This window comes from Bacillus benzoevorans (assembly GCF_014207535.1).
Lineage (GTDB): Bacteria > Bacillota > Bacilli > Bacillales > Cytobacillaceae > Bacillus_BD > Bacillus_BD benzoevorans.
On sequence record NZ_JACHGK010000001.1, the window covers coordinates 159,561 to 185,679 of the forward strand.

Below are 26,119 nucleotides of genomic sequence, written 5' to 3' on the forward strand. Positions count from 1 at the left end.
CGGCCTTTTTATCAGACATGATTTAAATCTATCAAAAAGGACGGGAAGAAAAATGGCGAGAGGAAAACGAAGCCGGAAATTCATTATGACAGTTCTCCTTCTTCTACTCCTTTTTCTTACCGTCTATTTTACCCCTTTTAAAACGGCACTCGTTTTCCAATATCAAAACAGCGGACGTGTTCTGGCATATATTCCTGTCACAAAAGGAGACAAATTCCAAATCAAGTATACCCATTCGATTCATCTTTCTGATGTCATTGAACGATATTCGGTGGCAGAAGATCAGCAAATCAAATTATATGCCATGTCGTATGAGGATTTTGCCGTTGGGATGCCGGAAAACGCACTTGAGGGAGAAAGGTTTGAACATAAAAATGGACATTATTACATATCGGATATGAACCGGCTTTTTCCATTCTTTGATTTAAGAGTTGGAAAAGTGCGGGCGAATCATATTCTTATTTTGGCCGGTCATGAATACCCAATGTCCCGCTATTTGGAGCCCGGTACGTGGGTAAGAATAAAAATAGACAGACTCAATTTGTGGCAGCAATGGAAAGGAGTAAACATACATGAGTGAAAAATACAAGGCACTCTCTGAGGAAGAGCAGCAGGAACTGTTGGAAAAGTATGATCCTGAAGCCGGTACGAGAAAGCTTAAAGGGATTGTCGCCTGGGTAGCATTACTTGGTCTCTTGGCTTTTTCACTTTTTCAGGTCTACACTTCCGTATTTGGGGTCTTGACCGCACAACTGCAGCGTTCGATTCACTTGGGATTTGCTTTAGCTTTAATCTTTTTACTTTTTCCCGCAAGGAAAAATAATGCAGGTATGAAAAATAAAGTTGCCTGGTATGATCTGATTTTTGCTGCTCTTTCAGTAGTGGTTGGGGCCTATTGGCCGTTGCTGATTGACGAGCTGGTAAACCGGGTGGGGCGCTTAACGGATATTGATTTTCTCGTTGGTCTGCTCGCCGTTCTGCTGGTACTCGAAGCCACTAGGCGTACAGTTGGGCTGCCGATCATGATGATTGCGTTGATCTTTATCGGATATGCGCTTTTTGGACCGTATATGCCTGGAGCGCTTGCACACAGGGGGTTAGAGCTTGACCGGCTTGTTCAGACATTGTTTTTTACTACGGAAGGAATTTTAGGTACGCCGATAGGAGTATCCTCAACGTTTATCTTCCTGTTTTTGCTATTTGGAGCCTTCCTCATTAAAACGGGTGTCGGAGAATACTTTAATGATCTAGCAATCGTGATTGCCGGCAGAAGAATCGGAGGACCGGCAAAGGTGGCGATTTTTTCAAGTGCATTGCAGGGAACAATCAGCGGCAGTTCTGTGGCGAATGTTGTTACTTCAGGGGCATTTACGATTCCGATGATGAAAAATTTAGGGTATCGCAAGGAATTTGCCGGTGCAGTAGAGGCCGCTTCATCAACAGGGGGTCAGATTATGCCGCCGGTTATGGGTGCCGCGGCTTTTTTAATGGCCGAATTTATCGGCATTTCCTATATTGAAATTGCAAAGGCAGCGGCCATTCCAGCCATCCTTTATTTTACCGGAATTTGGATTGTCACCCATTTTGAGGCAAAAAGAATTGGCCTGCGGGGATTAACAAAAGAAGAAATCCCTGATAAGAAAGTTATTATGAAAAAACTTTACTTACTGATTCCAATTATTGCTATTGTTGTCCTTCTTATGACAGGGATGAGTGTCATGCTGGCGGCATTGTATTCTATTCTCATTTCCATTATTGTCAGCGCCTTTAGCAAGGAAACAAGAATGGGCATAAGCGGCTTGATTGATGCGTTAGTGGACGGTGCACGGACCGCACTTCCGGTTGCCGCCGCTACGGCAGCTGCTGGGATCATTGTCGGAGTAGTCACTAAAACAGGACTTGGTCTAAAACTTGCTAACGGTTTGCTTGATATTGCCGGTGGTGCGTTAATTCCAACCCTGATCTTAACGATGATTGCCTCGCTGATTCTAGGCATGGGTTCACCAACGACTGCTAATTACGTGATTACTTCCACGATTGCCGCACCTGCGATTATTATGCTTGGAATTCCGGATTTATCAGCCCATTTGTTTGTTTTCTATTTTGGCATCATTGCCGATATAACACCGCCAGTAGCGCTGGCTGCTTTTGCTGCTGCAGCTATATCAGGCGGGGAGCCAATCAAGACTGGGATGGACAGTTCGAAACTGGCGATAGCAGCATTTATCATTCCGTATATGTTTGTGCTCTCCCCTGAACTGCTATTAATCGATACTTCGTGGACATATGTGATTTGGATGTTCCTAACGGCCATGTGCGGGATGATTGCCATTGGCGGAGGGGTAGTAGGTTTCTGGTATCGAAGATTGTACTGGTATGAACGCATTATGGCGATGATTTCAGGTCTGTTGTTAATTTATCCGGAAAACATGTCCGATATTGTAGGACTGGCCATGTTCGCTGCTCTTATTGCCGTTCAATTGATCTTTAAAGGTCACAACACGCCAAAAGCGCAAATATCAGGATAAAAGGAGAACCCCCGATTTTTTGTCGGGGGTTTTGAATATTTTCTATGTCTGTAACACGGGGTATTTTTTTCGCCTAGACACATACTAAAACGGATAAGAAAAGGAGGTTAGAAAAGTGGAAAAGGAGAAAGTGTCTGCGCAAAAAACAAAGGAAGTCAATCTTAAATTAAATCAGGAACTGAATGATGCTGATAATATTCCGTTTGCTTTTGGCGGCGGTGAAATTAATTCTGCAACAGGAGCCAATATTAATATTCAAGAAGCGCTGGAAGGAGACCATGGTCTCGGGGAAAACATAGGGGACAGCGTCCTGCCGACATATATGACTAACAATGCCCCAGCCATTAAAATAACCGGCAACAATAAGTGAAGAGGAAAAGGCTGACCCGTTAAGGAGTCAGCCTTTTCTAAATTAAGCCGTCATTTTTGCCCCACATTTAACGGGCAGTAAGACTCCTGTCTCAAGATTCTGAGTATCCAAAGAAGATAGGTGGGAGATCAACTGCCCGTAAAGATCCGACAAGACCTTTTCTTAGAGCTTTAGCTCTTAGAAAAGTCAGTCAGGCTCTGCGTGATAAGTGCGACTAACCATTAGTGGGGGATGAAGGAACCCCCCACTAATGGAAGTCTTCTTTATCGTTCTTTGCTTTATTTCGCTTATTACCCTTACTGTTGTCACCGCTTAAAGGTGCCTGACCATGTGCTTTAGGTGAATTTTGATTATGGCTTCCTCTGTTGAACTTTTTTGTCATGATGGAGCTCTCCTTTCTTGTTGTCAACAACAGTTTGCCACATTTGCAAAGAACTTATGAAAAACTATTTTTGCAACCGGTGCTTCTCAATCACTTCCAATTGTGTGATTTGTCCTTCATGGACCACAATTGTCAATGATCCGAATTTGATTCTTTGTAACAAAGATAAAATCTCATTTATTTTTACTTGATCAGCTGCAGCCATCATCATCCCTCCGTGTATTTTAAATGATTGATTGGGTATGAAATTACCGGTGGAAAACGAAAGGCACCTGCCCATTTTCTAATGGTTAGGCGCCTTTGGTGGACCAATCAGCGGTACGTTCTTTACTCATTATAATAAAACATATAATTCCAATCAGTCAAGTTAGTTTTAATAAAATTTCGAATTATAAAAATAGATTATTTAATTCGTAAAACACAGTTGACGTATAAGAATAATGAGTATAGAATAATGAGTAATAAAAGAATATAAAGATGCTGATCAGACAACTGAAGGCACACAACTATAAGCATAGTGAATGATCTTATATTCACTCTGTCTATTTCGTTGTGTGTCTTTTTGTTGTGGTCAAATTTGTCCATTGGGGGAACTTTATATGAAACAGTTAAAAAAACATGGCTTTTTAAAAGCCGCAGCAGTATTAGTCACATCGTTTGTGTTGCTTGCAGGATGCTCTTCAGAAACGACAACAGGCAATGAAAGCAGTGAAGGTAAAAAGGAAACGAAAAAAGAAGCGATTGAATTATTGAATGTGTCATACGATCCAACAAGGGAATTGTATGAAGAGTTTAACAAAGAATTTGCGGCACATTGGAAGAAAGAAACAGGTCAGACGGTGACAATCAAGCAATCCCATGGGGGTTCAGGAAGCCAGGCACGTTCTGTCATTGATGGCTTAGAGGCTGATGTGGTGACATTAGCGCTTGCCTATGATATTGATGCGATAGGAGAGGAAGGGCTGATTTCAGAGGATTGGCAGCAGGATTTTGCCCAGAATTCTACCCCCTATACATCGACAATGGTATTTCTTGTCCGTAAAGGGAATCCGAAGGGGATTAAAGATTGGAACGATTTAGTTAAAGAGGATGTATCCGTGATCACCCCAAATCCGAAAACTTCCGGAGGTGCTCGTTGGAACTACTTAGCTGCATACGGTTATGGATTGAAGCAAAACAACAATGATGATGTAAAGGCGAAAGAATTTGTGAAAAAGCTGTATGCCAATGTGGAAGTATTGGATTCAGGCGCCCGTGGATCGACGACAACCTTTGTTGAAAAAGGCATTGGCGATGTATTAATTGCTTGGGAAAATGAAGCACTTTTATCACTTAAAGAATTAGGCGAAGATAAGTTTGAAATTGTGGCACCTTCTGTCAGTATCCTGGCTGAACCGCCGGTAGCAATTGTCGACGAAGTGGTCGACCGAAAAGGAACAAGAGAAGCCGCAGAAGCTTATTTAGACTATTTGTATACGGAAAAAGGGCAGGAAATTGCTGCGCAAAACTATTACCGTCCGCGTAATGAAAAAGTAGCTGAAAAGTATGGTTCTCAATTCCCGAAAGTTGAATTATTTACAATTGACGAGGTATTTGGCGGATGGGATAAAGCACAGAAAACACACTTTAGTGATGGCGGAGTATTTGATTCGATTTATCAGTAATGCCCGATTTGTTGAATGGTTTGTAAAAAATAAGATAGTTTCTTAGAATTTCGTGAGGTGCCTGATTCTGACATGGACCTGTTCATTGAAGCCCCTGTAAGAGCAGGTGCCTTGCGCTCTTTTATTGAGGGGTAGGAAAAACATGAAAAGCAGAAAAAAGAGAGTCCTTCCGGGTTTTGGTTTGTCGCTGGGCTTTACAACACTGTATATGAGTTTATTAGTCTTAATTCCAATTTCCATGGTATTTATTGAAACATCCCAGCTTGGCTGGGTGAGATTTTTTGAAATTGTCACAAGTGAAAGAATCGTTCATTCTTACAAAATTAGTTTTGCAACAGCTTTTGCCGCAGCAGCTGTCAATGCTATTTTCGGTCTATTAGTGGCCTGGGTTTTTGTCCGTTATTCATTCCCCGGAAAACGAATATTGGATGCGTTAATTGATTTACCTTTTGCGCTGCCTACAGCGGTCGCAGGAATTACTCTGACAACGCTATATTCAACGAATGGCTGGATTGGACACTTATTAGAGCCCCTTAATATTAAAGTAGCCTTTACACCGCTGGGTATTTCGCTGGCACTTGCTTTTATCGGGCTGCCGTTTGTCGTTCGGATGGTTCAGCCTGTTTTGCAAAATATCGAGAAGGAAGTCGAGGAGGCAGCATCCAGCTTAGGGGCATCACGGCGGCAAATTTTTCTTAAGGTGATTTTCCCGCAATTGCTGCCTGCGCTGTTATCCGGGTTTTCCTTGGCATTTGCACGGGGACTTGGTGAATATGGGTCTGTTGTTTTTATCGCCGGGAATATGCCAATGAAAACGGAGATTGCTCCTTTAATGATTATGACAAAGCTTGAACAGTTTGATTATGCCGGGGCAACGGCCATTGCTGTCGTGATGCTGCTCATTTCCTTCCTCTGTTTAATCGTAATTAATATCATCCAAGTATGGAGCCGCAGGCATGAGCTTGGCCAGGAGTAGGTGAAATAGAATGGAACCATCATTAATGAAACGACAAGTTAAAGTAACCAAGGAAAAACAAAAAAACAGAACAGAGTCCAATAGGGTCAAACTTGTCCTGATAACCATTGCCATTTTGTATTTATCCTTATTACTATTTGTTCCTCTGATTGCAATCTTTTTTAAAGCATTTGAGCAGGGAGCAGCCGTATATTTCGCGGCCATTACAGAAAGTGATGCCCTGTCAGCTATCCGCTTAACCTTGCTTACAGCGATCATTGTCGTACCGTTGAATACGGTATTTGGAATGGCGGCGGCATGGGCTGTGACCAAATTTCGCTTTAAAGGAAAGCAAATATTATTGTCCTTGCTGGAATTGCCTTTTGCTGTTTCTCCAGTGATTGCCGGTCTTGTTTTTGTTCTGCTTTTCAGTCCCCGGGGGGTGCTCGGTCCCTGGCTTGTTGACCATGGAATAAAGATTATCTTTTCCGTTCCTGGGATTATCATTGCGACTATTTTTGTTACCCTTCCGTTCGTCGCCCGTGAGTTAATTCCGGTCATGCAGGCTCAAGGGTCGTCAGAGGAAGAGGCAGCTGTATCGCTGGGGGCTGGCGGCTGGCAGATGTTCTGGCGTGTGACCCTTCCGAATATTAAATGGGGGTTAATGTATGGAATGATCTTGTGTAACGCAAGGGCTATCGGTGAGTTTGGCGCTGTGTCTGTCGTATCCGGCCGGATACGGGGAATGACGAATACCATGCCGCTTCATGTAGAAATTTTATATAATGAGTATCAATTTTCTGCATCGTTTGCGGTGGCATCACTGATGTCCATTATGGCCATTATCACTCTTATCATTAAAAGTATCATTGAGTGGAAAACAGAGAAACAAGAAGTCTGAGGAGTGTATTCATGTCAATTCAAATTCGAAATGTTTCAAAAAACTTTGGAACATTCCAAGCCTTAACGGATATAAATTTAGATATAGCGGATGGAAAGCTCGTGGCCCTGTTAGGTCCTTCAGGTTCAGGAAAAACAACCCTTCTTCGTGTCATTGCCGGCTTGGAAGCAGCGGATAAAGGGTCGATCCTATTTGATGGAAAAGACTTAACGGATGCCCATGTAAGCAATAGGGAAGTAGGTTTTGTCTTCCAGCACTATGCTCTGTTTAAGCATATGACCGTATTTGAAAACATTGCATTCGGATTAAAAGTGAGAAAAAGAAGAGACCGCCCTTCACCATCTGCGATAAAGGAAAAGGTGAATGAGCTGTTAAAGCTAGTGAAGCTGGACGGATTTGCCGGGCGTTATCCTGCTCAATTATCAGGAGGGCAGCGGCAGCGGGTCGCACTGGCACGGGCATTAGCGGTGCAACCGCGTATTTTGCTGCTTGATGAGCCGTTTGGTGCTTTGGATGCAAAGGTGAGAAAAGAACTGCGCCGCTGGCTGCGCAAGCTGCATGATGAAGTTCATATTACCAGTATTTTTGTGACACATGACCAAGAAGAGGCACTGGATGTTGCCGATCAAATTGTGGTGATGAACCAAGGGAGAATTGAGCAGCTTGGGACACCGGATGAAGTGTATGATCATCCGCAAAGTCCGTTCGTCTATGATTTTCTCGGCAATGTGAACTTATTTCGCGGACGCCTGAATCATGGACGGTTTGTTCTTGGTTCGGCCCAAATTGAAGCACCGGAACATTTACATGCAGTAGATACAGAAGCAGTTGGTTATGTACGTCCGCATCATTTGGCCATTGAAAGAGAAAAGAAAAGTGGAGATGTCATCCCTGCCAAGGTCATTTATACTCATGCAGTCGGTCCAGTTGTTTATATCGAGATGAAAATACTGGAGTCAGAAGAGTTTGTAGAGGCAGAGATTAGCAAGAATGAATTTAAAGAATTAGGACTTCTGATTGGTGAAGAGGTCTATGTCCGTCCGAAGGAAGTCAGAGTATTTGTTCCTGAGGATTTTGTGATTTAAGCAAGGGTGAACAAGTACTGCTATTTTTGTAAGAAATATCATTAAAGCCGATTAAATTTATTGGAATAATCAAAATGGTATTGACGCAATATTGGAAGTTCTGTTAATATTCAAATATAAACAGAACCACAGCATGATAACTGAATGAATCAGAAACGATTAGAATCGACTGGACAACCAGAGATTCAATAAAGAGAACACCCCCTCTCTTTGTTGAGTCTCTTTTTGTCATTTTTTGGCATCAAAATTAATGGGAAAAGCTCAGCTCATTTATTGCGGCAGCAAATTATATCATTATATTGGAGGAAACAACGTTGTTTAATCGTATGCAGAAAAAAACTTGGATTCTTTTATTATCATTAACTCTTTTATTTGTATTAAGCGCATGCAATAAAGCTGCTTCTAATGAAGCTGAAATGCCGCAAAAAGAAGATGAGTCAAAAACGCTGCAAATTGGCTATCAAAAATATGGCACGTTGAATTTTGTTAGAGCGAAAGGGACATTAGAAAAAGAATTAGAGCCACTTGGTGTTAAGGTGGAATGGACTGAATTCCCAGGCGGTCCGCAATTATTAGAAGCATTAAATGTCGGCAGCATTGATTTTGGTCATACTGGGGAGGCACCTCCGATATTTGCTCAGGCAGCAGATGCTCCATTAGTTTATTATGCAAATGGACCTTTAAATCCAAAAGGGGAGGCCATTGTGGTTCCAGAAGATTCTCCGATAAAAAGTGTGGAAGATTTAAAAGGGAAAAAAATCACTTTAAATAAAGGGTCTAATGTTCACTATTTACTGGTCAAAGCTTTAGAAAAGCATGGTATAAGCTATGAAGATGTTGAAACAGCTTTTTTACCGCCATCTGATGCGAGGGCAGCATTTGAAAAAGGTTCCGTTGATGCATGGGTGATTTGGGATCCATTTTTAGCGGAAGCTGAAAAGAAAGCAGGCGCCCGTATATTAGCGGATGGAACCGATTTAGTTAATAACAGAGAATTTTATTTAGCTTCAAAAGAATATGCAAAGGCGCAGCCCGAAGTTTTGGAAATTATTTATAAGGAAATTGAAAAAACAGAAAACTGGATCCAAGAAAATCAGAAAGAAGCAGCCGAACACTTAGCTCCGCAAATCGGTATGGATCAGGCAACATTAGAATTGGTATTGGAGCGCAGAACATATGGAATCGAAAAAATCACCGCTCAAGTAATCAGCGATCAACAACAAATTGCCGATCAATTCTATGATTTAAAGCTCATTCCAAACAAAATTAATACAAGTGAGGCTGTTTTGAAAACGACAAAATAAAGGGGAAGGTTGAACATGAATAATAAACGAATATTGCCATGGATGATCCCAATTATTTTGATTGGGTCATGGCAGTTATTTTCCTCACTAGGCATTCTATCGGCGAGAGTATTGCCTAATCCTTTAGATATTTTTACAGCGGCAGCAGAATTAATTAAGAGCGGGCAACTGTTCTCTGATGTATGGATTAGCACACAAAGAGCATTTTGGGGATTTATTATCGGTGGAGGTATCGGCTTTCTTTTGGGATTAATCAACGGTCTATCAAAAACATCAGAAGGTTTATTCGATTCTTCCATCCAAATGATTCGCAATATCCCGCATTTAGCTTTAATCCCAATTGTCATTCTTTGGTTTGGGATAGGGGAAGAAGCCAAATTATTTCTTGTCGCATTAGGAACGTTTTTTCCCATTTATTTAAACACGTTTCATGGAATTCGTTCTGTTGACAGAGCCTTAATTGAAATGGCATATGTTTATGAACTGAAAGGATTCTCATTGTTTTGGCATATTATTTTTCCGGCAGCATTGCCTTCTATCCTTGTCGGGGTGCGATTTGCATTGGGAATTACGTGGGTAACGTTAATTGTAGCGGAAACGATTGCTGCTGATTCTGGAATTGGATACATGGCCATGAACGCAAGGGAGTTTATGCAGCTTGATGTCGTTGTCTTGAGTATTATGCTATATGCACTATTAGGAAAACTATCTGACGTAGCGGCAAAAGTAGCGGAAAGAAGATTCTTAAAATGGCATCCAAGCCATCAGAAATGATTGGAAGGTGAATAGGGTGGCAGCTATACAAGGAAATGAGCCGATCTTAAAATTATCTAATATTGGTAAATCATTTGCCAATAAAGAAGTATTAAGAAATATAGACTTACAAGTCAATCCTGGTGAATTTATTGCTATTGTTGGAAAAAGCGGCTGCGGGAAGAGCACTTTATTGCGCATTATTGCAGGACTAGAAGAAATCAGTTCTGGAAGTGTAATAGTTCATGGTGAAGAGCTAAATGGCAGGAATAAAATGGCGAAAATCATGTTTCAGGATGGACGGCTTTTACCATGGAAAAAAGTATATGACAATGTAGGTTTAGGCTTAAAATCTGATTCACAAAAGCAGCAGATTTCGAAAATCCTGGAACAGGTTGGATTAGCCGATCGCTCGAAAGCCTGGCCGGTCGAATTATCTGGCGGACAGAAACAAAGAGTAGCACTGGCTAGAGCACTCATCCATGAACCGCAGTTACTTTTGCTGGATGAACCATTGGGAGCACTTGATGCCTTAACAAGGATTGAAATGCACGAACTAATTGAAAATCTCTGGAGAGAAAAGCAATTAACCGCCATTCTCGTCACACATGATGTCGAGGAAGCCGTGGCATTGGCTAATCGAGTAATTTTAATTGAAGAAGGAGAGATTGTTATGGATCTTCCGATTCGGCTCCCTTATCCACGACAGCGGGAAAATCCAATATACTCTAAACTGGTTAGTCAAATTTTGAATCGGATTATGAAGAAAAGAGGAAATTTAGTTTCCGAATTATCGCTAACGAAGTAATGGACTTTTCAGTTGCTAAATAAAAGGAAAAATCAAAGAAAACGGGTAGGAAGCATATTCCAAACCCGTTTTTTCGTGTATTTTCTATAGGGGGAATCTCCCATACATCGCAAGCCTTAAAAAAATGAATGAAGAAATTGAAAGTTTTTTGAATCCTTTCGGCATAGTTTTCCGTATAACATATTAAAATCAATATGAGGTGAAAAGAATTTATGTATGCTCAACAAACAGCGGGTAACTATTTGCCCTCGGTATTACGAACTTTTGCGTTCTCGTTAGCCATTGCCTTTCTTGGAACGATGGCAGGTGTCTTTGTGCCGCCGGCATTATTTTTACCGTTAGTCATTCTTGAAGTGGGGATGCTGATTTTTGCTTTTATCATTCGCAGAAAAAAAGCGATGTCCTACAGCTTTTTATATGCTTTTACTTTTATTTCCGGGCTTACTACATATCCTATAGTCAGTCATTATTTAGCGGCTGTCGGTCCGGCTCCGGTGATTTCTGCGTTTGGTACAACAACGGTAGTATTTGCCGGTTTAGCGCTTTATGCGTCAACAACAAAACGTGATTTATCATTTTTACGCGGGATGCTGATGGCAGCATTGCTCGCACTGATTGCCATTTCGATATTTAATCTAATCTGGCCATTAACAACTACAGGAATGCTCGCTTTTTCATTCATCGGTGTTCTTGTCTTCAGCGGTTACGTGTTATTCGATTTTAACCGCATGAAGCATTACGGAGTGACAGCGGAGGAAGTTCCGTTAATGGCACTCAATTTGTATCTTGATTTTGTGAACCTGTTCATTAATATTTTAAGGATCTTTGGCATTCTTGGAAGCGACGATTAATAACAAAAACCGTTTAAAGGTGAGTCTCCTTTTAAACGGTTTTTTTTGTGATGCTTGGAAACCTTGTCATTCTTCAGGCTGCTGGTATCCTACATCGCAGGTCCGAGGTTGAAATAAAACGGAGGCTCATTGTTAGTCAGTATTCAATTCCAATTCAATATTGTTTGTTACCTTGGCTATTTGCTGTTTGGAAGACAGCCATAAAGGAACAGCCTTTTTATTGGAAAGGCAGCGTGACTATGTTAAATTGATAAAAAGATTCAGATGATTTTTCGCGGAAAGGGTGAAGAAGGATTGGGAGAGTATCTTAATCATTGGGATAAGCGATTTGATGAAGAACAATATATTTATGGCAAGGCACCTAACCAGTTTTTAGCGGGGTTGGCCGACAGGCTTTTGCCAGGCGAAACACTAGCCATTGCAGAAGGGGAAGGACGTAATGCTGCTTACTTGGCGAAGAAGGGCCATCGTGTGACAACTTGGGATTATGCGCCTTCTGGAATTCGGAAAACATTAGCGCTGGCGGAAGAAATGGGAGTTGAAGTCAGAGCGGAATTAAAGGACTTGGAACAGGCGGTTTGGGAAGAAAACAAATGGGACAATATGATCAATGTCTTTGGGCATTTTCCAACTCCTTTACGAATGAAAACATTGAAAGGAGTCAAGCAAGCAGTTAAGCCGGGAGGATTTTTCCTAACTGAGGTCTATTCTGTTCATCAGTTGGTGTATAAAACAGGAGGACCAAGGGATATTGAACTGCTCTATCGTCCTGAGGAATTCTTGCAGGTATTCGCAGATTGGAAAATTATCCACTTTTTTATGGGCGAGGCAGAACGCCATGAGGGTGAACTTCATAACGGGAAATGTCACGTGATTCAATTGCTGGCGCAAAAAACAGAAGCAAAATATTGAAGGAAAGCACGCTTATGCAGACGCACATATCTTCTTAATGATAAATACCTTGTTACGTAGTAGACAAGCATTACAAAAGGCTGACTCAAGTTGAAGGGGCAGCCTTTTATCGTAAGAAAACCCTCTCTAGAAAAATAAACCAAAGGTATCATTGGAAGTATAACCGATAAAGTATATAGTATTACTGTGGTTTTATACTGTGGTTTGATATAATACTCGAATTACATAAAATAAATATAAAGGGGTAGTAGTTACATGTCTGTAAATGTACTAGACGAATTGCAATCGATTAGAAAGGAACTCCTCGCTCATCCTATTTATCACGAACTAACAACACCAGATAGAGTCAGAGTTTTTATGAAGCATCATATTTTTGCTGTTTGGGATTTTATGAGTCTATTAAAAAGGCTGCAAAGATCGGTAACATGTGTAGATGTTCCGTGGTTTCCCTATGAACAGCCGTTATTTTCCCGACTCATCAATGAAATTGTTGTTGCAGAGGAATCTGATATTAATGGCAAAGGCGGCTTTTCGAGCCATTTTGAGTTATATTTAGAGGCGATGGAGGAGTGCGGCGCAGACCGTGGACCGTTCAATGCCTTTGCAGACAGCCTAAAGGATGGAAAAGATTTTCAGGCAGCACTTTCTGAAAATCCATTAATTAGAGGCACTGTCCGTGATTTTGTTACATTTAATTTAGATTTAGCTTTGCATGGGGAACTGTTTGAGGTTGCCGCTGTATTTTTCTTTGGCCGCGAGGGGCTGATTCCGGAAATGTTTAAGCCATTAGTCGATTCATTGATGGAAACTGGCAGTTCAAGTGAGCGGCTAGTATTTTATTTAAATAGACATATTGAAGTGGATGAGGACCATCATGGACCGCTTGCAGAGCAATTATTCTTGGAATTATGCGAAAATGATCCCGAAAAATTAAGCAGGGCCAGAGAAATTGGAGCACAAGGCTTGAAAGCAAGAATGGCATTATGGAATGGCGTTTTAGCAGAAATTAAAGAACGAAATCTTTGATAAAACTGGCTGTTAAACGTTTTGTAAGATAAAAAGGGGTTATGAAGGACAAAATTCGGATCATACAACAGAAAAATGTCCTTCATCAGGTCTATGAAGGACACCCATCCTGCTCAATATGTAAAAATTAAAGGGGCATCCAGAAGCCGGAAATACGACTTTGTGGACAGCCCCTTTATCATTATTGGAAATTCTGGATAAATAAACGGACAACATCTGCTGCACCAATGAAAGTCCCCAATGAGCTTCCTAAGTTGGCCAGTACGACAACCAGCAGGATACGAGTTACTTTATTGTTCCAAAATCCTTTGAAACTATAGACGTCCTCAGAAAGGCTTTCAAAGTCCCTTACACTCGGCCTGCGGATTAAGGCTTGGACGATCCCGGTAAACCATCCGGCGGCCGTAATCGGATCCAGCGCCGTAATCGGGGCAGCTATAAAGGCGGTCAAAATCGTTAATGGATGTCCGAAGGCCAATGCTGTACCAAGTGCTGAAAGGGATCCATGCCAAAGGAACCAGCTGATCGTCTGCTGTAATCCGACGGTTGGATTCGTATAAAAGGTATAAGCAATCAAAGAAATAATAATGATGGGAATCGCCCAGCCAATAATTTTTGGTGCCTTTGATTTTGGCGGCGTTTTAACTAACTTCGTTAAATCATGTTCTTTCTTTATTTCTTCTGTAATGCCAGGGACATGGGCAGCGCCCAAAACGGCTACCACTTTCTTTCCTGGTGCTTCTTTTATTTTTTGCGATAAGTATTGATCCCGTTCATCAATTAAAGGTGTCTTTAATCGGGGAAAGCTGACCGTAAATTCATTCAAAATCGAATTCAGCATATCCTGGGATTTCATTTTTTCTAATTCTTCTTCTGAAATCGTTTCATTGCTGAATATACTATAGATGATTTGTGAAAGTAGCTGCATTTTCCCCCAATAGCCAACATTATGCCAAATCCGGGAAAAAGTGACTTGAATATCGCGGTCGGCCAATACTAATTCTGCATTGACATCCTTCGCAGACTCAATCCCCTGAATCATTTCCTGCCCTGCCTGAATGCCCATCTGACTCGCCATCCGTTTCTGAAACGAGGAAATGACGAGGTTCATTAATAATAAAGTAGCTTTCTTCTGTTTAATGACTTTAAATATATCCATATCCTTCCATTTGTTTCCTGCTGTAATGGATTGATATCTTTGCTCATCAAGTTCGACACAGACTGAATCTGGTCTTTCGGCTTCAATCACTTCCTTAACTTGTTCAGCACTTTTTTTCGATACATGCGCTGTACCAATCAGGATGATTTCTTTTTCATCTAAAAAAATCCTTGTAATGTTTTCGCTCATTTCTGACATATACTACCTTCCTTTAATTATAACTATCTGCGTGGTGTCCCATCTTTATACAATGATAAACTAGAATGGGGCAAATGAGAATTTTTTTAACGGAATTTTTCCTAAAACAGATATTTTTACAAAAGATATACAATTGGAAAAGTGGATTGACAATTCATTGATGGAATAATATAATAGTAATTGTCCTCAGTGAGGTAATTAAAACTTCGATTCCGTAGCTCAGCTGGGAGAGCGCCACCTTGACAGGGTGGAGGTCGCTGGTTCGAGACCAGTCGGAATCATACAGATTTACGAAGAAAAAGCCGCTCTTGTTTTTAAGAGCGGCTTTTTCTTTCTTAGTAATGAATTTATATAAACGATACTGTTTTTTATAAGACAAAAAAAGCAAGGCCAAATCCCTGCTTGGGAAAATTTCTATGCTTGAATCTTCTCTGGCATCATTTTAAAGTGCAGTTTGTAAATTTTATCATTATTTTCTTCATTAATTGTGCAAGTGACAAATTTACCTCTGCGGGTTCTGTTTTTGCCGTCTGTTATGATGCAGTCGATAACATTAGGATTTTGGCTTGAGCGAAATAACTCAGTCACTGCATGTAAATCCTCACGATTTTCCTCTTTGAGTATCTCTTGGCTGAAAGCATCAACAAAATGAATTTTATACAAGAGCAACACCTCCAAAACTATTATAGTTGTTGTGAAAGGGTTTTTATATCGTGTTCACAACTTTGACATTGTTAAGATTTTATTAACGTCGTTATACACTTATTTTGTTGGCAAAGTCTTTTTTCTTCCTGTTAGTGATTTACTTGTCCAAACGGGTGGCTCTATTGCTGCATATAAAAATAGCAAGAGGTGATAAATTATGTTCAAATTATACCTGGACCCTGGACATGGCGGTTCTGACCCTGGTGCTGTTGGTAATGGATTGCAGGAAAAAGATGTCACACTGGCAATTTCACTAAGGTTAAAGGACATGTTAATGAATGAGTATAATAATGTCTTAGTTAAAATGAGCCGTACCGGAGACACATATCCTACGTTAACAGAGCGAACCAATGAAGCAAATAATTGGGGGGCTGATTATTATCTTTCCATTCATATTAATGCAGGCGGCGGAACAGGTTTTGAAAGCTATGTGGATACAGGGGTTGATTCAGTCACGGTAAATTATCAGAATATCATTCATACAGAAATTGGCAAGGTAATCGGGATAATAGACAGGGGAAAAAAACAAGCCCGCTACCATGTCATCCATGCATCGAGAATGCCTGCACTTCTCACAGAAAACGGATTTATTGATACGGCTGCAGATGCAGCGAAAATGAAAGATGCCAAGTGGATTGATGCTGTTGCCCGTGCCCACGTAACCGGATTGGAAAAGGCATTTAAGCTTGAAAAAAAAGTTACAGCAGTACCAGCGATTCCATCAGAAAAGGAGGAGGATGTGATGTCGCAAAAATTTGAAATGTCGAATCAAGCCATTAGAGACGCTGTTTCAACCGTCTTACTGCGCTTTGAAAAAAAAGAACCGGCACTTGCGGCCATCTGGCGTGAAAAAGCTAATAAAGGGGAATTAACGATTTCAGATGCGGTAGGGCTGCTGTATGTTGCAATTGAACGAGGCTATATTACGGGGAAATTAAGTGATTCTGAATCACAGTCCTAAAGTGTGATTAAGAAGGCTGAGCAAAGATGTGGTGTTCAAGCACCTTTTTGCTCAGCTTTTTTTGGCACTTTATGAAAGTATAAAATTGCAGCGAAGGAGAAACTCGACGTAGCTGCAATTTTTAGGAATAAAGTATAAGTGCAATAAGGCTTTTCTAAGAGCTTCAGCTCTTAGAAAAGCCAATCGGGCCCTGCGCGACTACGCCTCTGTCTTCGCCTTTCAGGCTCGCCAATCGGCGAGTTTTCTTTATAGATTAATTGATAAAATCACTGATTTTTGCTATGTTAATGCCTGCTTCCAATAAGGAGGCGGTAATATATTCGGCAAATTCTAAAGCCTTTGCCCCATCTCCATGAATACATATGGTATCAGCTGTAATGGATAGATCATCACCTTGCAGTGATAGCACTTTTCCTTCCTTTACCATCCGTATAACTTGATTTAGAGCGGCCTGATGATCTGTGATCAAGGCGTTTTCTTCTCTTCTTGGAGTTAAGGTTCCATCCCGCTGGTACGTGCGGTCCGAGAATACTTCACTGGCTGTATGAAGCCCGGCTTTTTGCCCTGCTGCAATTAATTCGCTCCCGGCTAATCCGAAGAGGATCATTTCGGGATCGATTTTATAAACGGCCTCTGCAATGGCTTCCGCCAAAGCAGGATTTTTTGCAGCCATATTATAAAACGCTCCGTGCGGTTTAACATGCTGAATCCTTCCGCCTTCGGCATTAACAAAACCATACAGAGCCCCAATCTGATAAATAACAATGTCGTATGCTTCCTGCGCTGAAATCTGCATTTCTCTTCTCCCGAAACCGGTAAGATCCTGGAGTCCGGGATGGGCACCTATCCCGACATTTCGTTCTAAAGCCATTTTGACTGTTTTTCTCATTGTTGCCGGATCCCCTGCATGGAAGCCGCAGGCAATATTGGCAGATGTAACAAAATCGAGAATTTTTTCATCACATCCCATCTTATAAGCGCCGAAGCTTTCACCCAAATCGCAATTTAAATCGATGATATTCATTGAAAACCTCCTAAACCAAATTTGTGTAAAATTCCTTGTTTTAGCTGTAATAGATTTTTTTCTCTTTCGATATAAAGCCGTTGAGCTTCCTCATGGGAAATTTTTTTGAAATGAATGCGATCACCGGGCTTAGCTTGGGCAATCAGCGGGAAATCGACCGAGGCAATCTGGGCCATTTTCACATAGCCGCCTGTCGTTTGCCGATCGGCCAAAAGGACAATTGGATTTCCGTCCGCAGGAACTTGTATCGTTCCATAGGTAACAGCCTCAGACAATAATTCCTGTGGATTCTCGAGCTGCAGTGGAGGACCCTGCAGCCGGCATCCCATTCGATCAGACTGCGGTATCACATGAAAAAGAGAATTGAACAATTGTTTCTTGCTGTCTTCGCTGAAAAGGTGATAGTGTCTGCCTTCCATCACGCGAATAACCGGATTGTTCTCGAAACTGGGAATAAGATTTGGCGAAACGAACCAGTCCGCTGCAGCGAAGGGCTTGTGATTTAAGCTGGCATTTAGATATTCGGCTATGTAACCGGCAAGAGTGCTCCTTGGATTAACGGAAATTTCATCACCAGACTGTAAAGCTCTTCCACGGAACCCGCCCATTTCGGCACGTAAATAGGTGGAAGCACTGTTCATTAGTTTTGGAACGGAAAAACCGCCTGCAACAGCTAAATAGGTCCGGCAGCCTTGTTTCGCTGCGCGTAGATGAAGAACCGTGCCTTTTTTTACTAGTACAGGTCTCCAAGCAGGGATTAAGCTGCCGCCAGTTATCGCAGGTGATAAGTTTCCGCCGCAAATGGCAATTAGAGAATCCTCCTGGAAGAGAATTTCCGCCCCCAATAATGTCATCTCGATTGTTGGTGCATTTTCGTTATTTCCTGTTAATATATTCGCTATCCGGTGTGAAAAGAGATCCATCGCTCCACTGGAGCCTACGCCATATTTTTGGAATCCAAATCTGCCCATATCTTGAATAGTGGAGAGGAGTCCGGGTTTAATAATTTTAATCATGGTAACCCTTCTCCCATTTAATAAATTCTTCAATACTTATTGGATGGAATTTTACCTTATCGCCTGCCCTTAACAGCGACGGCGGTGTAAGTTCGGGCTGAAAAAGCTGCAGCGGGGTTCGTCCGATAATCTGCCATCCTCCCGGTGTTTCAATCGGGTAGATACCTGTTTGTTTTCCGCCGATTCCAACTGATTGAGCCGGAATCTTCAAGCGCGGAGTTTCTTTACGCGGAGCAGCTATTTTCTCTGACATTCCACGTATATAAGGGAATCCTGGAGAGAAGCCGATCATCTGCACAATGTAATCACCAGAGGAGTGAATCTGAATCACTTCGTCTGATGTCAGACCGTTTGCTGCTGCTACAAAGTCTAAATCAGGTCCGTATTTCCCTCCGTAACATACAGGTAATTCTATAACCCTTCGTTTCATTGCATGATCGCTTATTTCTTGCGACAAAACAGGGGTTAATTGTTCTCTTGCATATTCATAGGGCAGCTGCTTTTTAGTTAAAGCTTTACAGGCAATTTTCATTGGATTATACATAATGGAAATGCTTGTGAATGCCGGAATATATTCAATTATCCAATCGAATGGGTGGTTATCCAGGTAAGAGGAAAGATACTGAACTTTATTTAAAGTTGCTTCATCAGGGGTATCTCCAAGAATAATCATGATGGCCTGGTCACCCATTGGTGTTAATTGATAGTCCATTTTTCCCCTCCTATTTATCATTTTTCCTCTAATGTTCAGCAATTTAGTAGTTTATAATAGATAGAGCATGATAGTCTTAATTATAAGGCGGGATTATTCCTAATACAAAGAAATTGACGTAATCGTATTATTTTTGAAAACGAACAAGAAGAAGGTTAAAATAGTCATATTAAATATAGGAGCGATGGCATGAAAAAAAGAGTAGTTGTGACAGGTATAGGAGCAGTGACTCCTTTAGGAAATAATGTTTCTTCAACTTGGGAAAATATTAAAAATGGTGTGTCAGGTATTGCACCGGCAGTCAGAATTGATGTCGATAAAATAGATGTTAAATTGGCGGGGGAAGTAAAGGGATTTGAACCGCAAAACTTTATGGATCGGAAGGAAGCCAGAAGAATGGGGCGGTTCAGTCAGTTTGCTGTTGCCGCTGCAAAGATGGCTTTTGAAGATGCAGGACTGCAAATGGACATGAATGTTATCCCAGAACGTGTCGGTGTCTGGATTGGATCCGGAATCGGCGGCTTAGGCGAATTTGAGGAACAATACAGAAAGTTCCTTGATAAAGGACAGAGAAGAGTAAATCCATTTACGATTCCGATGTTTATTCCAGATATGGCATCGGGCCGTGTATCGATTGAATTGGGTGCTAAAGGAGTCAATAATTGTTCTGTAACGGCCTGTGCTTCCGGTTCCAATTCCATCGGCGATGCCTTCCGTGCTATCCAGCATGGAAATGCGGATGTGATTGTGGCAGGAGGGGCAGAGGCGTCTATTACAGAAATGACGATGGCGGGATTCTCGAATATGACGGCACTCTCTACGAATCCTGATCCAAAAACGGCAAGCCGCCCATTTGATAAAAATCGTGACGGTTTTGTCATTGCCGAAGGAGCCGGGATTATTATTCTCGAGGAGTTAGAGCATGCCATCAAGCGCGGTGCTCACATATATGGGGAAGTTATCGGCTATGGTTCAACAGGTGATGCCTATCATATCACATCCCCTGCACCGGATGGAGAAGGTGCCGCGCGCGCTATGAAACTTGCGCTGGAGGATGCAGCTATTCCGAAAGAAGAGATTGATTATATCAATGCCCACGGTACCTCAACACCGTTAAATGATTTATACGAAACCATGGCGATAAAGGAAGTATTTAAAGAACATGCCTTTAACTTATCGGTAAGCTCTACGAAATCCATGACGGGGCATATGCTGGGAGCAGCCGGCGGAGTAGAAGCGATCTTTTCCTTATTAGCGATTAAAGAAGGAGTCCTTCCGCCAACTATCAATTATGAAACGCCTGATGCAGAGCTGGATTTAAATTATGTGCCAAACACTGCGAAAAAGAAAGAAGTCAATGTCGTTTTATCCAACTCTCTCGGATTTGGCGGTCATAATGCCGCATTAGTTTTTAAAAAATTTGCAGAATAACTAGTTTCGCTTCATTATAATCTCTTATTCACTAATGCCTATCGATACAACATTCGATAGGCATTTTTGCATGTTCCAGCTATATCAATTGTCATAAATCATTACGATTTTATTCAAAAAAACGTAAAAAAATGGAAAAAATCTATGATAAAATGGGATTGAACCAAATCATGGCTTTGGGAAAGGGAGAGGCTTTCAATGAATGAACGAAGCAGAAGCTCAATCCATGAAAACGGTCAATCCAAAATGATCGAAGTGGATCCGCAAAAAATTTCAGAGTTAGCACCATCTGCTGTTTTTTCCTATTTACAAACAAGTCAGGAAGGTCTTTCGGAAGCTGAATCTCAGGAACGCTTACACATATATGGGGAAAATGCAATAAAAAGTAAGCAATCATTTCATTCCATAAGGGTATTCAGCAGGCAGCTTTTTAATTTAATGGCTGTCATGCTGTGGATTGCTAGTATTTTGGCAGTCATCTCTGGGAATTTATTATTAAGCTATGTGATGTGGTTTATTATCATTATTAATGCCTTTTTTTCTTTTTTTCAGGAGAGAAAGGCTTATAAAGCATTGCAATCGCTGGAAAAGATGATTCCTAATCAAGTGAAGGTGTATAGAAATGGCGAAATAACGATGCAGCATGCCGAGCAATTGGTTCCCGGTGATGTTGTCTATTTAACGGCAGGAGATAAGGTTCCTGCTGATATCCGGATTGTCGCTGCAGATGGATTATTTGTGGATAACTCGATGCTGACGGGTGAATCAATCCCGGTTGACCGGGATGGTGAGGCTGACCATTTAGGAGGAAAATCGATTGTCTACAGTCATAATATTCTTTTTGCCGGCACATCGATTACGGGAGGAAATGCGAAAGGGATTATCTATGCAGCGGGGGAGAATACCCAGATTGGAAATATTACGCAGACAACGGCGCATATTATCAGAAGAAAAAGCACACTAGAGTTTCAAATTAGAAAAATAACAAAGGTTCTTGTCATCATTGCTCTCATTTTAGGCGCTTTGGCTTTTTTGATTTCTAACTTTATCACAGGAGTCGAAATCAATGCAGCCGCCATTTTTGCTATTGGTATTATTGTCGCCAATATTCCGGAGGGACTAATGCCTACGGTAAGTTTATCATTAGCCATGGGCGTACAGAGAATGGCGAAGAAAAAGGCACTGGTAAGGAATCAGTCAGCTGTCGAAACATTGAGCTGTACTTCTGTTATATGCACCGATAAAACAGGAACGCTTACCCAGAATGCCCTATTAGTGAAAAAAATCTGGACCTCTGATGGGATGGTGGAAGTCAGCGGGGACGGCTACGGAAAGAGCGGGACACTTTCCGGAGTAACAGAAATAAACAGAAAAACACTGGAAAGGTTTTTTACCGCGGCAGCTATCTGCTCAGATACGGTTTTGAAAAGTGATGAAAAGAATCAGCATTGCTGGAAAGTTATCGGTGACCCTACAGAAGCCGCCATTTTAATTGCCTCGGAAAAATTTAACCAGCCAGTGGCAGAAGTAAAGGACCAATTTGCATTGGCTAAAGTGATTCCATTTAGTTCGAGTACAAAAACCATGACGGTTTATGCCTATTCGAAAAATGAGGAAAGCCAGCAATTGATTCAATTTACAAAGGGAGATCCGGCAAAAGTAATTGACCGCTGCTCCTTCATTTTTAAGAATGGAAGGTCTGTTGTCTTAACAGCGGAGGAAAAAAAGGGAATTCATATGGTTCATGATACGATGGCAAATGAAGGATTCCGCTTATTGGCCGTAGCTTCCGCTCAAGGGACAGAAGGAGCAGAAGAGCATTTTCAAGGTATGACGCTTCTGGGACTGGCTATTATGTATGATCCGCCGAAGAAAGGTGTGCAGGAGGCAATTGCCGATTGTTACCGTGCCGGCATTAAGGTCACAGTGGTAACAGGGGATTATAGTTTAACGGCGGCAGCAATAGCGAAGCAAATAGGCATTATAAAGGATCACTATGTCGCGATTACCGGAACAGAGCTGGAACATATGAGCGGAGATGAATTGGCAGAAAAAATCGATACAGATATCCCGGTCATCTTCGCTAGGACAACGCCGAAGGATAAATTAACAATAGTAGAAGCCTATCAAAACTTGGGGCATATCGTTGCTTCAACCGGTGATGGTTTAAATGATGTTCTGGCATTAAGAAAGGCGGATATTGGAATTTCAATGGGGAAAAACGGTTCCGATGCGGCTATTGAGTCGTCTGATGTTGTCCTCTTGGATGATAATTTTGCCACGATTGTCGAGGCTGTTAAAGAAGGGCGGAGCATCTATAATAATATTCAAAAGTTTATTACTTATATATTAGCGTCCAATATCCCGGAGGTTGTGCCATTCCTCGTCATGGGGATATTCAATATTCCTCTTGCACTAACTGTGCTCCTTGTACTGGCGATTGATTTGGGGACCGATTTGATTCCGGCTATTTCCCTTGGGGAAGAGGAAGCAGAAGAAGATGTTCTTGATTATCCTCCGAGAAAGATGTATGAAAATATTCTGAATAAAAGAGTCCTGATCCGCTCCTATGGATTTCTAGGTTTAGCGGAAGGGGTCATAATGTTTGTTATGTTTTTTATCGTGTGGCATGATTTTGGCTATAGTCTAGAGGAAGTCCGTTCATTTACTGCTTCTATCACAAACGGTACTGCAGGTGAACATATCTCTTATGTCTATTCATATGCGATTACGTTAGCCTTTGGGGCTGTCATTGCCTGCCAAATTGGGAACGTTTTCGAATGCAGGTCAGCACATCAATCGTTTCTATATTCCTTGAGAAAGAGAAACCATTTAATGTTATGGGGGATTTTACTAGAAATAGTATTATTTCTGCTCATTGCCTATGTACCTTTTCTCCAAATGCTGTTCGGCACGAAGGGACTGCAAATAGAACATCTATTATTATTGCTGCTATGCCCTGTCGCTCTCATACTGCTTGAGGAAATACGAAAAAGGATTACAAAGAAAATGAAAGAGATTAAATCGATCAATCTGCAGGCAGGCACATAAATGTGCTTAGTCGGACAGATTCCAAGCCGAAGCCAAACCCGGCTGTGGAATCTTTTTTTTCTTACATCCGTCCTGATTTAAATATGGCAATCAGCATGAAAATAAACATCGTCGTCGCGACGATGGATCCGAATTCAATAACATGAAAGTTCCAGAGGACACTGGACTCGCCGGAAATGGCCGATCCAATGATTAGGCCAACCATTAAAATGCTAAAGGATAAAAGAATAATGCTAAAGGCCAGTCTGTTACTGATTTTATCCAATCTCTTCAAGAAATTCCGCAGCTCTGGAACACCGATTTCAACATGCAGCTTTCCTTTTTGCACAGTTGATGTAAGAGCAGAGAGCTTCTTCGGTACATCCGATATGAGCCGGGCATTCTCGAGAAAGTCAGTCAAGGAATTTTTCATGACTTGTTTTGGTCCATAGTGCTGGCGGATTAATTTCTCTCCAAAAGGCTTAATGGCCTGCATAATACTGATTTCAGGATCAAGATCGACTACAATTCCCTCAATTGTTAATAATGTTTTTCCAACAATGGTCATGTCAGTAGGTATTTGGATATGATGCTGAAAAATAATGGTGAAGAGATCGTTTACTGTTTCACCTAATTTTATATGGGCAAATGGAGTATCGTAGTATTTCATTTGTAACTCATCGATCGCATGATTTAAGGAAGACAAATCGGTCTCTGCGGAAAGAATCCCCATTGATGAGATGGTTTTGACCATTCCTTTTGTATCGCCTTTCTGCAATTGAATCACTAAAGAAGCAAAATAAAATTTTGTTTCTTCACTTAAACGACCGACTAACCCGAAGTCTAAATAGGCAATTCTTTCGCCCGGCAGCACATAGATATTGCCTGGATGGGGATCTCCGTGAAAAAAACCATCTATTAATATTTGCTGCAGCATGGATTCTATAATCCGCTTAGCAATTAATTTACGATCATATTTTTCTTCCTCAAGCTTTTTGAGGTTATTAATCTTAATTCCCTGAACAAAGTCCATTGTCAGGATCTTCTTCGTCGTAAGGTTCCAGTACACTCCTGGAATGTATATCTCCGGCTGATCGATGAATGGCTTGGCAATTCGTTCGCTGTTTCTTGCTTCCATTAAATAATCAAGTTCGGCATGAAGGGAGCGGGCAAATTCATTCATCATTTTTCGAATTTGATAGGTTTTGGCCCATGAAAAATTTTCTTCCATTATTCTGGCAAGGTCATCGAGGATTTCTAAATCAGTTTCTACTATCGGTAGAATATCCGGCCGCTGTATTTTAACAGCGACAGGTTCTCCTGTTTTTAAGACAGCGGCATGAACCTGTCCAATCGATGCTGTGGCAAGAGGCGTTTCATTAAATTCGCGAAACAGCTTTTCTGGTAAGCCTCCCAGCTCTTCCTCCATACATTCCTTGACTTGTTCATATGAAAAGGCTGTGACCTGATCCTGCAGCAGCTCCAACTCCTTTGTAATCGCTTCTGGAATTAAATCCCTTCTTGTACTGGCGATCTGTCCTAGTTTAATAAAGGTAGGTCCCAGTTCCTGAAGTGTATGGCGAAGCTTGGCGCCGATCGTTTGCATAGTGTAATGTTCTTCCATTTTGTGCTGTTTCTTCGGTAGGTAAGGATTGGTAAAGCCGAGGCGATAGATAAAATAATGAAATCCATTTCGCAGAAAGGCATTAATAATTTCCTGGTAGCGGTGTGCATGTTTAATTTTCCTGCCGAGCATACAAACTCCTCCAAACGAGTATGATCAAACGATCTATATTAATGATACAACATTTGTTGCAGGAATGTACATTTGACTGCCAACTGAGGGGCATTAGAAAAAGCTGTTGAACATTTCAACAGCTTCATGGTTAACGTTGAATTATGGAATTGGAATAGTTTTTTACCAGTTTTTGTAGATTTCGATGACCTTCTCTTACCTTGATCGTTTCTTCAATAATTCTTTGAAAGCCTTCTAAATCTTTATCAGAGGCATTTAAGACGGATCTCGTTACACTCTCGGCGATATTTTGTAAAGAAATTTCGGAACTCATGAACAACGACCACCTTTCTTTTATTTGATGCATGCATTTCCTCACTATTAATTTAACGAAAAAGGGCTTATTTTCCTGCAAAGTAGGAGATATATTTATCTACATTTATCATCATATTCATTCGTATTTGGCGCTGCTTCTACAGCTGTTTCAGCTAATTTCAATCCTTTCGTCGAAAAAAACAAAGAAAAACCTATTTTAATAATGGAATTTAAAAAAAGCAACAGATAAAAAATGAAAAATGTAATATTTGTAGTAAAAACTCAATAAAGTTC

At 41.2% G+C, this 26,119-nt stretch carries 25 protein-coding genes and 1 tRNA gene; 17 read left to right on the forward strand and 9 right to left on the reverse strand.

What is annotated here, in order from left to right:
- The first annotated feature begins 52 nt into the window (after positions 1–52).
- From HNR53_RS00880 to HNR53_RS00890, 3 genes are all read left to right on the forward strand, one after another.
- Positions 53–580, forward strand: a complete 528-nt coding sequence (locus HNR53_RS00880) for a DUF1850 domain-containing protein (protein WP_184521572.1) — start codon at positions 53–55, stop codon at positions 578–580.
- Positions 573–2,528, forward strand: a complete 1,956-nt coding sequence (locus HNR53_RS00885; RefSeq protein WP_184521575.1) for a TRAP transporter permease — start codon at positions 573–575, stop codon at positions 2,526–2,528. Before HNR53_RS00880 ends, HNR53_RS00885 begins: the two co-directional genes overlap by 8 nt.
- Positions 2,529–2,643: 115 nt before the next feature.
- A complete protein-coding gene (locus HNR53_RS00890; protein WP_184521577.1) occupies positions 2,644–2,898 on the forward strand; it encodes a hypothetical protein in 255 nt (84 codons plus the stop codon).
- 247 nt (positions 2,899–3,145) lie between these two features.
- On the opposite strand, the gene HNR53_RS23365 is transcribed toward HNR53_RS00890, so the two are convergent.
- Together HNR53_RS23365 and HNR53_RS00895 are read right to left on the reverse strand one after the other, a co-directional pair.
- Positions 3,146–3,280 (reverse strand): hypothetical protein, encoded by a 135-nt coding sequence (locus HNR53_RS23365; RefSeq protein ID WP_281391611.1) that lies wholly within the window; start codon positions 3,278–3,280, stop codon positions 3,146–3,148.
- 64 nt (positions 3,281–3,344) lie between these two features.
- Positions 3,345–3,491: a DUF2292 domain-containing protein gene (locus HNR53_RS00895; protein WP_246439152.1), complete on the reverse strand. Its 147-nt coding sequence runs from the start codon at positions 3,489–3,491 to the stop codon at positions 3,345–3,347.
- A 388-nt stretch (positions 3,492–3,879) separates the two neighbouring features.
- Between HNR53_RS00895 and HNR53_RS00900 the strand changes: the two genes are divergently transcribed.
- The 10 genes from HNR53_RS00900 (at position 3,880) to HNR53_RS00945 (ending at position 13,539) form a co-directional block, all read left to right on the forward strand.
- Positions 3,880–4,944, forward strand: a complete 1,065-nt coding sequence (locus HNR53_RS00900; RefSeq protein ID WP_184521581.1) for a sulfate ABC transporter substrate-binding protein — start codon at positions 3,880–3,882, stop codon at positions 4,942–4,944.
- 142 nt (positions 4,945–5,086) lie between these two features.
- Positions 5,087–5,920, forward strand: a complete 834-nt coding sequence (gene cysT, locus HNR53_RS00905) for a sulfate ABC transporter permease subunit CysT (RefSeq protein WP_184521583.1) — start codon at positions 5,087–5,089, stop codon at positions 5,918–5,920.
- A 10-nt stretch (positions 5,921–5,930) separates the two neighbouring features.
- Entirely contained in the window at positions 5,931–6,800 is an 870-nt protein-coding gene (gene cysW, locus HNR53_RS00910) for a sulfate ABC transporter permease subunit CysW (RefSeq protein ID WP_184521585.1), read from the forward strand.
- An 11-nt stretch (positions 6,801–6,811) separates the two neighbouring features.
- The gene (locus HNR53_RS00915) at positions 6,812–7,885 is read left to right on the forward strand and encodes a sulfate/molybdate ABC transporter ATP-binding protein (protein WP_184521587.1); all 1,074 of its coding nucleotides are present in this window, start codon (positions 6,812–6,814) and stop codon (positions 7,883–7,885) included.
- Between the two features lie 326 nt (positions 7,886–8,211).
- Positions 8,212–9,189, forward strand: coding sequence for a sulfonate ABC transporter substrate-binding protein (locus tag HNR53_RS00920; RefSeq protein WP_184522724.1), 978 nt, complete (start codon positions 8,212–8,214; stop codon positions 9,187–9,189).
- A 15-nt stretch (positions 9,190–9,204) separates the two neighbouring features.
- Positions 9,205–9,963, forward strand: coding sequence for an aliphatic sulfonate ABC transporter permease SsuC (gene ssuC, locus HNR53_RS00925; protein WP_184521589.1), 759 nt, complete (start codon positions 9,205–9,207; stop codon positions 9,961–9,963).
- A gap of 16 nt (positions 9,964–9,979) precedes the next feature.
- Positions 9,980–10,750 (forward strand): ATP-binding cassette domain-containing protein, encoded by a 771-nt coding sequence (locus tag HNR53_RS00930; RefSeq protein ID WP_184521591.1) that lies wholly within the window; start codon positions 9,980–9,982, stop codon positions 10,748–10,750.
- A gap of 212 nt (positions 10,751–10,962) precedes the next feature.
- Complete coding sequence (locus tag HNR53_RS00935; RefSeq protein ID WP_184521593.1) at positions 10,963–11,601, forward strand: Bax inhibitor-1/YccA family protein; 639 nt, start codon at positions 10,963–10,965, stop codon at positions 11,599–11,601.
- A 264-nt stretch (positions 11,602–11,865) separates the two neighbouring features.
- On the forward strand, positions 11,866–12,513 hold the full coding sequence (locus tag HNR53_RS00940; RefSeq protein WP_184521595.1) for a class I SAM-dependent methyltransferase: 648 nt from the start codon (positions 11,866–11,868) through the stop codon (positions 12,511–12,513).
- A gap of 255 nt (positions 12,514–12,768) precedes the next feature.
- Positions 12,769–13,539 carry a DUF3050 domain-containing protein gene (locus HNR53_RS00945; RefSeq protein ID WP_184521596.1) on the forward strand — a complete coding sequence of 257 codons (771 nt, stop codon included), beginning with the start codon at positions 12,769–12,771 and terminating at the stop codon, positions 13,537–13,539.
- A gap of 181 nt (positions 13,540–13,720) precedes the next feature.
- Here the strand turns inward: HNR53_RS00945 and HNR53_RS00950 are convergent, their stop codons facing one another.
- Positions 13,721–14,896, reverse strand: coding sequence for a TraB/GumN family protein (locus tag HNR53_RS00950; RefSeq protein ID WP_184521598.1), 1,176 nt, complete (start codon positions 14,894–14,896; stop codon positions 13,721–13,723).
- Positions 14,897–15,104: 208 nt separating this feature from the next.
- Here HNR53_RS00950 and HNR53_RS00955 point away from each other — a divergent pair.
- Positions 15,105–15,177, forward strand: a tRNA-Val gene (locus tag HNR53_RS00955).
- A 133-nt stretch (positions 15,178–15,310) separates the two neighbouring features.
- Here the strand turns inward: HNR53_RS00955 and HNR53_RS00960 are convergent.
- Complete coding sequence (locus HNR53_RS00960; RefSeq protein ID WP_184521600.1) at positions 15,311–15,559, reverse strand: hypothetical protein; 249 nt, start codon at positions 15,557–15,559, stop codon at positions 15,311–15,313.
- Positions 15,560–15,758: 199 nt separating this feature from the next.
- On the opposite strand from HNR53_RS00960, the gene HNR53_RS00965 reads away from it, so the two are divergent.
- Positions 15,759–16,562, forward strand: coding sequence for an N-acetylmuramoyl-L-alanine amidase family protein (locus HNR53_RS00965; protein ID WP_184521602.1), 804 nt, complete (start codon positions 15,759–15,761; stop codon positions 16,560–16,562).
- 253 nt (positions 16,563–16,815) lie between these two features.
- On the opposite strand, the gene HNR53_RS00970 is transcribed toward HNR53_RS00965, so the two are convergent.
- From HNR53_RS00970 to pxpB, 3 genes are read right to left on the reverse strand one after another with little or no spacing between them, the layout of a single operon-like run.
- Positions 16,816–17,586: a LamB/YcsF family protein gene (locus tag HNR53_RS00970; protein WP_184521604.1), complete on the reverse strand. Its 771-nt coding sequence runs from the start codon at positions 17,584–17,586 to the stop codon at positions 16,816–16,818.
- Entirely contained in the window at positions 17,583–18,602 is a 1,020-nt protein-coding gene (locus HNR53_RS00975) for a 5-oxoprolinase subunit C family protein (protein ID WP_184521606.1), read from the reverse strand. Before HNR53_RS00975 ends, HNR53_RS00970 begins: the two co-directional genes overlap by 4 nt.
- Positions 18,595–19,314, reverse strand: a complete 720-nt coding sequence (pxpB, locus tag HNR53_RS00980) for a 5-oxoprolinase subunit PxpB (protein WP_184521608.1) — start codon at positions 19,312–19,314, stop codon at positions 18,595–18,597. The genes HNR53_RS00975 and pxpB overlap by 8 nt, the downstream gene beginning before the upstream one ends.
- Before the next feature lie 189 nt (positions 19,315–19,503).
- Between pxpB and fabF the strand changes: the two genes are divergently transcribed.
- Together fabF and HNR53_RS00990 are read left to right on the forward strand one after the other, a co-directional pair.
- Positions 19,504–20,745, forward strand: coding sequence for a beta-ketoacyl-ACP synthase II (gene fabF, locus HNR53_RS00985; protein WP_184521610.1), 1,242 nt, complete (start codon positions 19,504–19,506; stop codon positions 20,743–20,745).
- Between the two features lie 198 nt (positions 20,746–20,943).
- Complete coding sequence (locus HNR53_RS00990) at positions 20,944–23,796, forward strand: cation-translocating P-type ATPase (RefSeq protein WP_184521612.1); 2,853 nt, start codon at positions 20,944–20,946, stop codon at positions 23,794–23,796.
- A 61-nt stretch (positions 23,797–23,857) separates the two neighbouring features.
- Here the strand turns inward: HNR53_RS00990 and HNR53_RS00995 are convergent, their stop codons facing one another.
- Positions 23,858–25,531: an ABC1 kinase family protein gene (locus tag HNR53_RS00995; protein WP_184521613.1), complete on the reverse strand. Its 1,674-nt coding sequence runs from the start codon at positions 25,529–25,531 to the stop codon at positions 23,858–23,860.
- 130 nt (positions 25,532–25,661) lie between these two features.
- Positions 25,662–25,844, reverse strand: a complete 183-nt coding sequence (locus tag HNR53_RS01000) for a hypothetical protein (RefSeq protein ID WP_184521615.1) — start codon at positions 25,842–25,844, stop codon at positions 25,662–25,664.
- Positions 25,845–26,119: the final 275 nt, after the last annotated feature.